The organism is Bacillus sp. MHSD_36 (genome assembly GCF_030757775.1).
In the GTDB taxonomy this organism is placed as follows: domain Bacteria; phylum Bacillota; class Bacilli; order Bacillales; family Bacillaceae_G; genus Bacillus_A.
Genome location: NZ_JAVBIS010000001.1, coordinates 568,919 through 581,434, shown reverse-complemented (window position 1 = coordinate 581,434; position 12,516 = coordinate 568,919). Strand labels below are relative to the sequence as shown.

Annotated in this window: 14 protein-coding genes; 5 read left to right on the top strand and 9 right to left on the bottom strand. The window is 34.3% G+C overall.

The genetic code is table 11. The features are described 5' to 3' along the window. Nucleotides 1-125: 125 nt before the first annotated feature. On the bottom strand, nucleotides 126-1,034 hold the full coding sequence (locus Q9B79_RS03045) for an acyl-ACP desaturase (RefSeq protein WP_000957102.1): 909 nt from the start codon (nucleotides 1,032-1,034) through the stop codon (nucleotides 126-128). 550 nt (nucleotides 1,035-1,584) lie between these two features. Here Q9B79_RS03045 and Q9B79_RS03040 point away from each other — a divergent pair. Continuing rightward, complete coding sequence (locus Q9B79_RS03040; protein ID WP_306182566.1) at nucleotides 1,585-1,884, top strand: hypothetical protein; 300 nt, start codon at nucleotides 1,585-1,587, stop codon at nucleotides 1,882-1,884. A 349-nt stretch (nucleotides 1,885-2,233) separates the two neighbouring features. Here the strand turns inward: Q9B79_RS03040 and Q9B79_RS03035 are convergent, their stop codons facing one another. Beyond that, entirely contained in the window at nucleotides 2,234-3,460 is a 1,227-nt protein-coding gene (locus Q9B79_RS03035) for a phospholipase D-like domain-containing protein (RefSeq protein WP_306182565.1), read from the bottom strand. Between the two features lie 211 nt (nucleotides 3,461-3,671). Here Q9B79_RS03035 and Q9B79_RS03030 point away from each other — a divergent pair, with 211 nt between their 5' ends. Continuing rightward, nucleotides 3,672-3,872: a DUF1657 domain-containing protein gene (locus Q9B79_RS03030; RefSeq protein ID WP_000218931.1), complete on the top strand. Its 201-nt coding sequence runs from the start codon at nucleotides 3,672-3,674 to the stop codon at nucleotides 3,870-3,872. A gap of 400 nt (nucleotides 3,873-4,272) precedes the next feature. Here the strand turns inward: Q9B79_RS03030 and Q9B79_RS03025 are convergent, their stop codons facing one another. Next, the gene (locus Q9B79_RS03025) at nucleotides 4,273-5,505 is read right to left on the bottom strand and encodes a cytochrome P450 family protein (protein WP_306182564.1); all 1,233 of its coding nucleotides are present in this window, start codon (nucleotides 5,503-5,505) and stop codon (nucleotides 4,273-4,275) included. Nucleotides 5,506-5,985: 480 nt separating this feature from the next. Beyond that, the gene (gene menA, locus Q9B79_RS03020; RefSeq protein ID WP_306182563.1) at nucleotides 5,986-6,897 is read right to left on the bottom strand and encodes a 1,4-dihydroxy-2-naphthoate polyprenyltransferase; all 912 of its coding nucleotides are present in this window, start codon (nucleotides 6,895-6,897) and stop codon (nucleotides 5,986-5,988) included. A gap of 540 nt (nucleotides 6,898-7,437) precedes the next feature. On the opposite strand from menA, the gene Q9B79_RS03015 reads away from it, so the two are divergent. Beyond that, a complete protein-coding gene (locus tag Q9B79_RS03015; protein WP_306182562.1) occupies nucleotides 7,438-7,851 on the top strand; it encodes a hypothetical protein in 414 nt (137 codons plus the stop codon). A 234-nt stretch (nucleotides 7,852-8,085) separates the two neighbouring features. Here the strand turns inward: Q9B79_RS03015 and Q9B79_RS03010 are convergent, their stop codons facing one another. Both Q9B79_RS03010 and Q9B79_RS03005 read right to left on the bottom strand, forming a co-directional pair. Next, nucleotides 8,086-8,292, bottom strand: coding sequence for a hypothetical protein (locus tag Q9B79_RS03010; RefSeq protein WP_306182561.1), 207 nt, complete (start codon nucleotides 8,290-8,292; stop codon nucleotides 8,086-8,088). Nucleotides 8,293-8,439: 147 nt separating this feature from the next. Further along, nucleotides 8,440-8,658 carry a hypothetical protein gene (locus tag Q9B79_RS03005; protein WP_079995778.1) on the bottom strand — a complete coding sequence of 73 codons (219 nt, stop codon included), beginning with the start codon at nucleotides 8,656-8,658 and terminating at the stop codon, nucleotides 8,440-8,442. Between the two features lie 272 nt (nucleotides 8,659-8,930). Here Q9B79_RS03005 and Q9B79_RS03000 point away from each other — a divergent pair, with 272 nt between their 5' ends. Both Q9B79_RS03000 and Q9B79_RS02995 read left to right on the top strand, forming a co-directional pair. Next, a complete protein-coding gene (locus Q9B79_RS03000; protein ID WP_000376554.1) occupies nucleotides 8,931-9,068 on the top strand; it encodes a DUF3956 domain-containing protein in 138 nt (45 codons plus the stop codon). 290 nt (nucleotides 9,069-9,358) lie between these two features. Beyond that, the gene (locus tag Q9B79_RS02995) at nucleotides 9,359-9,565 is read left to right on the top strand and encodes a hypothetical protein (RefSeq protein ID WP_029438876.1); all 207 of its coding nucleotides are present in this window, start codon (nucleotides 9,359-9,361) and stop codon (nucleotides 9,563-9,565) included. 140 nt (nucleotides 9,566-9,705) lie between these two features. Here Q9B79_RS02995 and Q9B79_RS02990 read toward each other — a convergent pair whose 3' ends face one another. The 3 genes from Q9B79_RS02990 to Q9B79_RS02980 all read right to left on the bottom strand — a co-directional run bounded on the left by Q9B79_RS02990 (nucleotide 9,706) and on the right by Q9B79_RS02980 (nucleotide 12,494). Beyond that, nucleotides 9,706-9,939, bottom strand: a complete 234-nt coding sequence (locus tag Q9B79_RS02990) for a hypothetical protein (protein WP_306182560.1) — start codon at nucleotides 9,937-9,939, stop codon at nucleotides 9,706-9,708. Between the two features lie 322 nt (nucleotides 9,940-10,261). Continuing rightward, complete coding sequence (locus tag Q9B79_RS02985) at nucleotides 10,262-11,146, bottom strand: alpha/beta fold hydrolase (RefSeq protein ID WP_306182559.1); 885 nt, start codon at nucleotides 11,144-11,146, stop codon at nucleotides 10,262-10,264. Between the two features lie 352 nt (nucleotides 11,147-11,498). After that, the gene (locus tag Q9B79_RS02980; protein ID WP_306182558.1) at nucleotides 11,499-12,494 is read right to left on the bottom strand and encodes a CgeB family protein; all 996 of its coding nucleotides are present in this window, start codon (nucleotides 12,492-12,494) and stop codon (nucleotides 11,499-11,501) included. Nucleotides 12,495-12,516 lie beyond the last annotated feature (22 nt).

Here is a 12,516-nt window from a genome sequence, read left to right as displayed (position 1 = left end):
GTGTCAATTACTTTTTTCTTCAGAAGTTAAATTAAGGAAAACATCCTCAAAATAATAGAGAGCGTTCTAGATTTCAAATAAAAGAAAAGGGAATTCCCACGCGTATATTCTGAAATCTCTACTCATTAACGTAGATCCGTTTTTCCTTGAAAACGGCCAAATCGATCCCGTATTTTTTTCAATCTTATATGATACTCTAAAATCTCAATTCTTGCTTTTTCTGCTAGAGGGGCAATTGGTCGTAAGTCTTTTAACCCCCAATACTCAACCACTACATCAAGTACTTGATCAAAATATTGTAGTGGCCCATAGTTTGCTTCTTTTGCAATCACAGCCATTCTATTTTCAAAATCAGGCATGACGGCACCTGGCATTTTAAAATTCCTAATCACATTGGCAATATAGTAGCAATAATTTGGTTCCAATTCTAAATGTGTTCGAATAACGTCTCGATAAAACGCATAATGAAGTGTTTCATCTTTTGCAAGACGGCGTAATAATGTAGCAAGATCTGGATCATGCTTACTTGCCACCTTAGCTACATTATTGTAAAACACCATTGTTGCAAGTTCTTGTAGCGTCGTATACGTCATGGCTTCGATTGGTGTATGAAAATCAGGCTCAAATCCACACTCAACGACTGATTTTCTTAATTCATGTATACGTTTAGGGTTTACACTTCGAGTGAGTAGTAAATATGTCTCTAATAAATTCGAATGTTGATCCTCTTCTGAGGTCCAAGTATGAATAAAGTCTGTAATAACAGAAAGGGAACCTTTAAAAGTTGCAGATAAATACGTTGTAAACCACGGTAAATTCACTTCTGTTAATAAAGCTGTTTCAATGGCCGTAATTACACCAGAAGGGAGAGTAACTTGACTTTCATCCCAAGGAACTCTTTTAAAGTCCATTCCCTTATCCCATGGTAAAAATTCATGATAACCCCAGTCTATCTTCTGCGCTCTTATTTTATGTTGTTCATACAGTTCTTTTAAACGTGGTTCTAATCGGAAATCTAAATCATTTGTTAGCATATAAGTGCCCCCTTTTCTTACCATGAATATTCAGCTTATTTTTATCTCTAAAAATTTTCTACAAATAAATATTACTTTCCTTTTTTTAAATCCAACATAACAAACTTGTAACAAAACTCTTTAAGAGCGCTATATTTTCATAGGATTTTTTTATCAAAAGAGGGACCGTTACATCTATTTTCTTTTTTATAAAATAGATACTGAGGCATACAATATGTTAGTTAGTCAAAATAAAAACTAACCTCAGTAAATACAGAATAACATTCATCGATAAAGATACTCGTCATGTTGTAAATTTTGGTGAGTGTAAAAAGGTGCATGCCTATAAAGAATCGTTTTATAATAAAGATTGATAGTGTTTTATATACACTATCAACTTATTTAGACGTAAGATTATGATCCAATATATTAGATTAAGCGCTTGAAAAAAATATAGTTGATGAGATAGCCTTAAACGACAATTCCCAACAAGCTTAATGCACATTGGCTATGATGAGTTAGACCAAATTTTTTGAAACAGTATACAACAAAAAGGGAAGAGGCGATAAACATGCAGTCAACAGAAGCGCATATGAAGGAAAAACAACGTAGAGAAAAAATAGAAATTATATTTAGTCACAGGGTAAAAGGAGAGAATTTTTTTCACGGTTCTTCCTATCAATGGAAAAACATTGTATATCAAAATTATAATAGGATACAACAAAAAGAGTTGGAAATTGAACAACTCATTTCGAACATGGAAAAAGAAGGGATCCGTTTTACGCAGCACCGTTCACTCATACACTATCCCGTCATTGATTTCGTAAAATATATAGCTAAGATTTATAAGGAGCCCCTCGAAATAAAATAATCATATTTATAAAAGGTTTATTTCCGGGGATTTTTTTAACTTAAAACCAGAGGTACCGCCACATTTCCATCAAGATAAAGTTTTATAACACCCCCAAAACGAAATTTTAGGTTTTATTGTGAAAAAAGCCTATTTATCGTTTTGGGGGTGACCTGTTTTCTTAGGTTGCCCAAAGATCTAATACTGGTCCTAAAGCCATGCCATTGCTTCTCCACGAAGAGATCGTGGAATACATCAATCACAGCCTTTTCTATCGAACTTGTAGCAACTGCCCAGCTGATTCCATGGAAAATATGTAAAATCACTAAGCGTATAGCCCCTGTTATCCAAGTATAAAAATACATTGTCTTTACAAATAATACTCAAACATTTTTGCAACCTTTTCTTTTATTTTTTCTTTTATAGATAATTGGTTGACGTCAGAGGATGTTACTTGCTTTGAATTTTGTAAGTCTGCATTAATCACTGGTTTTATTCTCGAAATATAGATAGGGTCATGAATATAACAGTTCATTTCTTCATTTAAATGAAACGAGCGTGAATCAAAATTCACGGTCCCAACCATCAATACTTTTTCATCAATCAAAAATACTTTACCGTGTAACACCCCATTTTTGTAACCATATACTTCCATCCCCTGTTTTAATGCTTTTCGGATATATGGATATGCTGCTTCTTTAACTAATAGTGCATCCGAATGAGGTGAGAATAGAATTTTGACACGGACTCCCCTCTTTCTTGCATCTACTAATGCGTTCCAAATAGTTCTGTCTTTTGGTATAAAATAAGGTGTTAATATAATAATGGATTCTTTTGCTTGTTGAAACAGCATTTTATAATCTTGCCCAAGTTTTTCTCCACTATAATATGCAGTAAATCGTTGCGAGGTTGCTCCCTTTTCCTTTACCGCATTGTGTATCGGAATCGGTTTCTCTGAGTTTCTCTTCCAGTCTAATACAAATTGTTGTTCTAAATCTTGAACTCCTTCTCCTCGTATTTGAAGATGATAATCTCTCCAATAACCGATTTTTTCCTTTTCCCCCAAATACTTCTTTCCGATGTTGAATCCACCAATGTAACCAACCTTTCCATCAATAACTGAAATACGACGATGATTCCGATGATCCAAAGAAGAAAAAAGATAAGGGAAAGCAGGTTTATTGTAATATGTAAAATGAACTCCTTTTTTAACTAATAATTCTCTTTCCTTTTTCTTTAGTAAAATTCCACCTAACCTGTCCAAAGCATAGTATACTTCTACACCTTCTTGACTTTTTTTCCGCAATAACTCTAGAAACTGATGGCTTACTTTATCATCAGCAATAGAAAAAAAGTTAACATGCACGTAATGCTTTGCTTTCTCTATATCTGAGAATAGTTGATTGTTTAACTGTTTCCCATCTGTATACAAAGTAATATCACTTTGACGCATAGGGTATTGACTAGAATTATGGCTAAATACCCCATTTTTTTCGGCTATCGTTCTGTCAATTTCACCCCAAACAAACAGAACTAAACATCCACCGATAAATAAAAAGAGGAACACTTGGAAAATTCTTCTTATCTTTTTCAGCACATTTAATCTCCTTTATATATTATCGTTTTATTTCTGCTAGTTTTTGTTATTGGGACAAAACTATTCCATGCATCTATTAGCTAAAAAAATCCTTCTTTGAATGATTAACTATAAAATTTCTCATTCGCATAACCCTAAAATTGGAAATCGTACGATGATAACAAAATAGGCACTCTATATTTTGAAGCACATTTACAAGGAGGAATACTACATGACAGTAAGTACTAAACTTAAACAAACTATCGCTGGATTAAAGAGTGCTCAAGCATGCCTAGAAGGATTTGTTCTTGATACTGATAACAAGCAAGCAAAACAATTATATAAAGGTGCAGCACAACAAGCTCAAGAAATTATTGAATCTTTAAATCCTCGTCTTCAACAAATTGAACATGAAGAGCCTCAGTACAAGTGATAACATAATACCTTTCACATAGAATATCGTCCCCATGGAAGAGTGCCCAGCTTAAATAACGATTATCATAATGCTAATTACGATTAAAGGTTCTCACCATATTGCCATCAATTTAAGAATTCAAAATTACCCCAAAACGAAAAAATGAGTTCAACTCTCATGGACACCTATAAAAAGATAAAATTTTCGTTTTTGGGGCATTTCAAAATATTAGCTTGATTGGTATAGGGGTACCGCCACATCGCCATCAACTTAAGGATTCAGAATTACTACAAAACGAAATTTTGTGCTTTTTTGTTACAAATTAGCACGAAATTTCGTTCTAAGTGTACTATAAAATTTAAAAATAACGAATGTTTCCAAGAAAAAATAAACAGTTTAAGCCCATTGAAATCATAGGCTAGAAAACAACTGGTAGATTAGCAAGAGAACGAATTTTACTATGGTTATAATTTAATTGATTCGGTTCGATTGCTAGGCGAAGATTAGGAAGCCGCTGTAACAAAGTGCCTAATGCAATTTGTCCTTCTAGTCGCGCTAATGGAGCTCCCAAACAGTGATGTATACCAGCTCCAAAGGCTAAATGATTATTCTCTTCCCGTGAAATATTCAATTCTTCTGGATAGGAAAATTTCTGTGGATCAATATTTGCAGCAGTCAGAGAGATTAGAACTAATTCGCCTTTGAGAATCCTCTTTCCATGTATTGTCATATCTTCAGCAGCAAAACGGCTACTAAACATAACTGGGCCAGCATAGCGTAATAGTTCGTTGACAGCGGAAGGAATCAGGGAAGGATCTTTCCTTAGTAAATTCATTTGCTCGGGATGTTGAAGTAATGCTAGTATACCATTACTGATTAGATTAACTGTCGTTTCATGTCCAGCGATAATGAGCAACCAAATTGTCGAAAGAAGCTCGTTCTTACTCAACTTGTCTTCTTGCTCTTCTGCTTGAATTAGCCCGCTTATCAAATCGGCATCAGGATTTAGACGCTTTTCGTTTAACAATACTTCGATGTAATGAATAAACTTTTCAAGTGTTGCTGTAACTGCAGTTCCCTGACTTGGATCCACAGAGGCGTTCATGAGTTCTTGTGTCCATTCGCGAAACTGGTTTCGATCGGTGGCGGGAATCCCGAGCATCTCTGAAATGACAATAATGGGTAGTGGGTAAGCAAAATCCGCAATAATTTCCATTTTTCCTTGTTCCTGTACAGCAGCCAACAATTCGTCGGCAATTTGCTGAATACGAGGACGAAGGTCCTCGATCATACGTGGTGTAAAGGATTTAGAGACTAGTCGACGTAGGCGAGTATGATCAGGAGGATCTACCGTAAGCATATTCGGCATATTCATCAGCCATTCAAACAGTTTACTCACAGCTGTATTCTCCTCAATGGGATTCTGCTTATCATGAGGCGGTGTGAATTTACGTAAATCTTTGATAAAACGGGGATCTTTCAGAATGGTAACCACATCATCATAGTGCAATGCAACCCATGCCCCTCCCATGCCATAAAAGTCATCAATGTGAAAGAAACGCTCTTGTTGCTCGATGAGGTTTTTATAGAACAGTATGGGATTTCTCATAGTTTCCAGCGAGTTCAAATCGTTAAATGTGAGTTTTTTCATTAGTTTCCTCCTAATTAGTATCACTACTGAATGATCTGATATTTACACTCTTCTTAACTGTAATACTCTATGACCGTTCATGTTACAAAATGATACATCTGATTCTTAGACCGCTTCTGTTGCAAAGTTTCTCAAGAGATTGATATAGGAGTTCAACCCCATCGCCATCAAGCTAAGAAAAGAAAATACCTCCAAAACGAAAAAATAACCCGTTTTCTGTAAAAAATAAACAAAATTTTCATTCTAGGGTGTTATAAAGGTCTTAAGTTGATGGATATAGGGTACCGCCACATACCCATCAAGCTAAAGATGTATATTCCATGCACTTCCGTTCTTGATGCTCACATGCTTGATATTTTTATTTGTTTTTAAAGTTTGCTTTTGATTAAAAGGAAAAATACACGCTATAAAAATAAAACCCCAATTTCTCTATATTAAAATTGAGAAATTGGGGTTTAGTCACGTAATAATATTTTTTATTTAAAACAAGTAACTGATTAATAATCCTGCCGATAATAAGAAGCCGAAAATCGTATTTGTCATCGCTGTTGATTTCATTGCGATACGCATATATCCGGGATCTTTTGCTCCTTTTTGGAAACTTTGAATAGCAGAGATTGGCTTTCTCAAACCTAGGAACATAACCAATGCCCAAGGGCTTATATAACCCATCAATACAACCACCGCGATCCATAAATAAGCAATGAAAAAGGCTACAGCTAATGTTACTATTGCTTTTTCTCTCCCAAGGAGGATTACTAATGTCTTTCTTCCACCTTTAATATCTTCTTCAATATCTCGGATGTTATTCGACATGTTGATTGCACCGACTAAAATTCCAATTGGAACGGATATCAATACACTTTCAATTGTTATCGTATTCGTTTGAATAAAGAAAGCGATGAGTACAAAACATGTCCCCATTAACAATCCAGAAACTAATTCTCCAAACGGAGTGTACGCAATTGGTAATGGACCACCTGTATATAAATAGCCAACCGCCATCCCGATTAAACCGATAACGACTAACCACCAGCTGCTATTCATACAAATATAAAATCCAATAATTGCTGCTACTACATACAATAAAAGCGCAACTGTTAACACATTTTTCGGTTTCAATCCATGACGGACAATTCCACCACCGATACCAACAGAATCAGCGGTATCTAATCCACGTTTGAAATCATAGTACTCATTAAATAAGTTCGTTGCTATTTGCAATGCTAAACATGCGCACATCATCGCAATAAATAAAAGCCAATCAATTTTGGCAACATAAAGTGATGCCACTGTTCCTAAAATTACAGGAGAAAACGTCGCCGTTAACGTATGCGGGCGCGTCATCTTCCATATTAATTTAGCGGAACTAATTTCTTTTTCTGTCCCCATAACACTGTTCAATCTCCCAACATTTTAAGTATAAATTGCTAGCAGTATCTTTCTATCTATTTCCTGCCACGCATCTATTATATCAAAAAATGAATTGGTGATAGAACTGTAATGCTTTTGCTTGCACCATAACTTTGCATCAAAATATCATTTTTTCTAATATGGGGTAGTACCCCATCGCCATCAAGCTAAGAAAAGCAAATACCCCCAAAACGAAAAAATAAGCCGTTGTCTGTCAAAAATACATGGAATTTTCATCCTGGAGATGTTATAAAATTCTTGAGTTGATGAGCATGGGATACCATCAGGAAAATGCGGATATACAACGATAAGCCCATATTTAAAACGATTTCCTTGTTTTTAACAACGCAAGAGAGTTTTAGTGATCTTAAAGAATCTAATGATACTACATTATCCAAATTAATATGCCTCCCTAAAGGTGACTATAGAAAGCTATGGGAAAGGAACAAATAATCATTCCTTATTCCATATGCAACAATTATAACTAATTTAAAGTATGCAAATCTGTTTGACTTCAAAATGCCTGATATAAAAATAAAAGCAATGGGATTAAACCACGGAATGTATGATCCTCTCGATAGAATAAAAAACAAAGAAACGAAAGAATGGTACAGGAGTCTTTTAAATGCTTTGATGAAGGACTACCTTGGAACAGAAATTTATAAATATGAAAAGGAAATGGATTTTCAGTCAAACATTACGTCATCTTTTCCTCCGTCCTTTGTGACTTGTAGTGTTAATGATGGATTGGTTGGGATTCAACCTGTTTTCCTTAGTAAATTAGAATCCGCAGGTCTTCATTATATTTACAAGGAATATGGTCATAATGACAAAGCTATCGGTCATGTATTCCACCTTGACTTAAGAAAAGACGAAGCAACAATACTTAACAACGAACAAATAGAATTTTTCCGTCAATACATGGGCAAATGAGTGGATATCTAGTAAGAAAGGAATTGAAACAAGCTGAAAATAGGGATCCCCCACATGCCCATCAACTTAAGAAATTTTAATACCTTTAAATACAAAAAAACGTCATCATTTCTAAACAGGCCAGATTAGAAATGATGACGTTTTTTATTGTATGGATACTAATGTATATTAGTCTTTCTGATGATGTGATGGTATATCATGCTAATTAATAAAATGTTTTTTGAGACACTTTACTTATTGAGAATGATGTTTTAATCCTGCTAAAGTAGCTTTGATGAACATCTTCTCTTCTATGTCAACTTGAGCTATCAACTTATCAACTATATGTCTATCTGCGTTAGCTAACAGAAATGCAGATATATTTGCAATACCACTAACATAAGCCGTAGCATCTTTGCTTTCTCCATTCATTTGCATGGAAAATGTAACGTTAGACTTCATGATTCTTCACCTCTATTTTTGTTCATTGTGTTCGTTCATTTTGTCAGATGTTAAATCAAATTAAAACTGTATCCTTCGAGTTAATAAGTATTCATAAAAACATAATAAAAAAGAGTGCGATTAAGATGTGCACTCTTTCAAAACATTTTACCAATCTCGATGATTACCATGATCATGATTATGTTCACGATCGTGGTCGCGGTCATGATTACGTCTGCGACGACACTCATCACAATCACAGTCACGTCTACAATGACAATCGTTAAAATCGTTTCTTCTACGTCTACGACCGCATCCGCAAAATACTAAATCATCCCAAAAGTTATTACGATCTCGAGAATGCCCAAAATTATTATTCCATCCCATAGATATGATTCCCTCCTCTAAAAATAGAATTCATCATATTCTATGTTTAAAAAGGGAAAACAGCTTGTTTACTAGTCTATGTTTTGTGTTTTAGACTAATAATATTTCAATTTGCGAGTCTATCTTCCCCCCCTCTATTTTTCAATCGTTGTGTTCGTTTGTTTTGTTTAAATGGGCAAATCTATCAATTCTATAAAAACAATTAATCTAACTATTACATATTAATGATTGATTCATATACTATATTAGATTACTAGAAAGGAGGCGTAACCATGGATAGTTGCGTTGTGTTTGTAAATGGACAACCTTTTTTAGTTCTTTCAGTAGCTGGTATTGAAATTGCTAGATTAGAGATTTCTCTTCAAGTTGCATTAGCTCTAAGAGTGCTTGGAATACCAATCTGCGATTAATTACCAGATCAAAAAAAGAGGGCATTAGCTCTCTTTTTTTATTTACCCCTTATCTTTGCTTGACAACGAGCAAGACACCACCAGATCACGGCAGCGCCTACGATAATTGCTATACACATGTTTGTTCTATCTACATAGTAAAATAAAACACCCATAATGAACACATCATAAGATTAGTAATCCTATTTTCTGTCCGTTGATTATTATGTTTATAAACCTAGATTATGCACATCTATATTCAGTAAGTGCATACCCTATTACATGAATGCTACTTTAGGAGTGATTATATTATGAATCCTTTCCCGATGAGGATTTTTGTAGCTCCAACTTCGACTTGGCAACATTTACTTCACCATCCTTCATATGGTCAATATGGTATGCAACCTGGGCATATCCCCTTTACTCCTACAATTGCGCCTTCTTCTGTAATATATCAATATCATTATATTTTTCCAGCATTGTATTTCCAAGAGTTTCACGGTACATTTAACATCTAATCTAAATAGAAAAATATCCGTTATCTGTACCATTGGGTGAGTCAATTCATGTTATACCTAAAACATTATTTAAATACGTTTAATGTGTAATTTCTATATAACAAAGAAAAAAGCACCCGTTATGGATGCTTGGCGCTTAATTACGATCGATTAAAGTAATATTCCGATTTTGCAGAAAAACTAAGGATTCGGCATCGGTACGTGACCTTTTCTACTGCAATCCGTCGTTCATTTTTCAAAATTGCAGCATTTTTGGAAGTAATAAATTCTGCCTCCCATCCGCATTGCTTGCATTCCATTATTTCTTTTTTAAATCCTTCTTCAATGATAACTTCATTCATTCTCTTCACTTCTTTCTGTAGTTGATAACTCATTTAAACGACTACAGAACAATCTGTCAAGCTTACTACTCTCAACCTGCTCCAAGCCATAAGATCATCTAAAGATTTACGGGATTCTTTTACATCGCCAGTAATATCATTCATGTTCAACTCATTAAATGTAGCTAAAAATTCTTGTTGAATCTTAACTTGCAATGCATTGGCTTGCTTTGTTAATTCTTTATTCTCATCACTTTTTTCCTTTTGAACTTATAACTAGGTTTTATTGCGTCTATTTAAAAGGAACTGGCTATGACAACTACATTAAGTTTTTCAAGAGAAAATCCGTCGCTTACATTCGAACAACGGACTTTCTTTATATGAACCATTTTAAAACATCTTCAGCAATCTCTTCTGGTCTATCCCAGTGCATTAAATGCCCTGTATCTTTATACAGCTTAGTCGTAATATCAATATGCTTCTTAAATTCCGCAATCTGCAATTCTCTTATTTCTAAATAATTATCGGGAAGATCACAATACAACAATAAAATATCACTTTTAATTTTATGCGATTTCAATGTTTTATACACCGTATATTGAAACTTAATTACACCTCTAGCGGTATCGCCATTAGCGTGCCATTTTACTTTACTATCTTCTTCTCGCATTAAGTCATAAACCGCACGTTCTATTAATGGTGACCACCTACTGTAAACCATTTTTTCTGATTGGAGGAATGCTTCTTTGCTATCAAAAATATATTCATCAAAATCTTTTTCGTAATGAATGATTTCTTCTTTTAATGATCGCGGTGGACACTCTCCCTCTTTCGCATCTTTATATGGCTTCGCAAAATAGTCTGCATTCATTTTCCCATGATGATAACCGCCATCTAACAAAACCATTTTATTCACTTTTTCTGGACGTTCTGCTACATAGTGAAGTGCAACGCTTGCGCCCCATGAATGTGCTACTATATGAAATGTTTCTTTTCCTATATGCTCAAGTAATGCTACTACCCAATTTGTTAAATGAGATGCACCGTAATCTTCATCCTTCTCAAAAATTGGTGTTTTCCCATGTCCCGGTAGATCAAACGATACAATATGATATTTATCCTTTAAAAATTCCACTATTTCTATAAAACTTAATTTTGTACTTCCTAAACCATGAAAACAAATGATTTGAGGGTTACTTTTATCCCCCCATTCACAAACACTTGCCTTATATTCACCAAATTCTACAAAAAAGTGATTCATTTTTAATCTCCTCTAATTATCAGATATAAAGTGAAACTTTAATCAGTGGGGGTTTTCTTCATCCCCCACTGATTATTAGCCCTCACCAATCGGACTTTTATGGGCAGCCCGCCCCCCACCTAACTTCTTTGCTTTCGCTGAATTTTGAGGTGGGGGTCTTACTGCCCATTAAAGCAGGATAAATTAGTTCCAATGCAAAATTGTTTTTTCAGAATAAATAAATTCAAAAAAATTATCCAAATCCCTTTTTCGTAAATGATTTTTATAGAATGCGAGCGTCAACTCTAGTTAAAAGCACCAAATGCTTAACTTCATGTATACCGATGTTAATTCATTTAAGTTAATGATTAGACTACATCTTCACGCCCCTTAAATTAATATAGTTTAATAATTGTATGATTCGTTTATCATATGTGTGGTGTTTCAAGGTCCTATCCAGCCCATTTTTTGCTATACGTTTTCTTTCTTGTACATGTTCCAAATAATACTCCGCTTTTTGTATAAACTCCGATGCGCTATTAAAAGTTTCTATTTCAACACCAGGTATGTAATGCTTTGCTACATCTGGACGTATATCAGTTAATTGAAAAGAACCTACGGCATTAATTTCAAACGTCCTATTATTTACTGAATACGCTTGAATATTTGCAGAGTTACAATTCAATTCCTGATCAATTAGTGAACGATGCAAATTTATATTGATTTTAGTAGATACGTAAAAATGTAACGCATCTTCATACTTTGCAAGTGGCAAGAGTTGTATGTTATCCTTTAATCTTTCATAATTCTTTAACTTCTCCCAACCGAATCCTACAATTTTTATGTTCTTCCCTACTAAATACTCTGCAATCGAATCAACAAAGTGAATTCTATTTTCAAATGCTGTACCTATAAAACTAAGATCATACTTATATGTATCTTCTTTAGGGGAAGGTTTAAATACCTCTTGATTTGCTGCTAATGGGAGATGAAATACATTCTTACATCCTATCTCCCTATAAAACTTGATACAATTTAAATCTTGCGTAAATATGTAGTCATAAAACGGAACAACGTTTTGTGTTACATCCGTATAATAAGGATCGTCTGTTAGCCAAAGCCCAGTAGTAAACCCTGCCTTTTTTAAGAATGGCATAATATGATTAAATTCTTCACTTAAACCGCTCAGTACCAAAATAAAATCTGGTTTCATTTTTAACGCGGTTTTTATAGCTTTTTCTGGACTCACCATACTTGTATCGCTGTTTACCTTTTGTAAACTATTCAAAATTGCTGCTTCGATCATTGGATAATAAAAAGAAATTCCCGATTGAATAAATAAAATCTTCTTAGGAGTATTGTCTCCCATGTCACTTCCCCCTATTTCTACA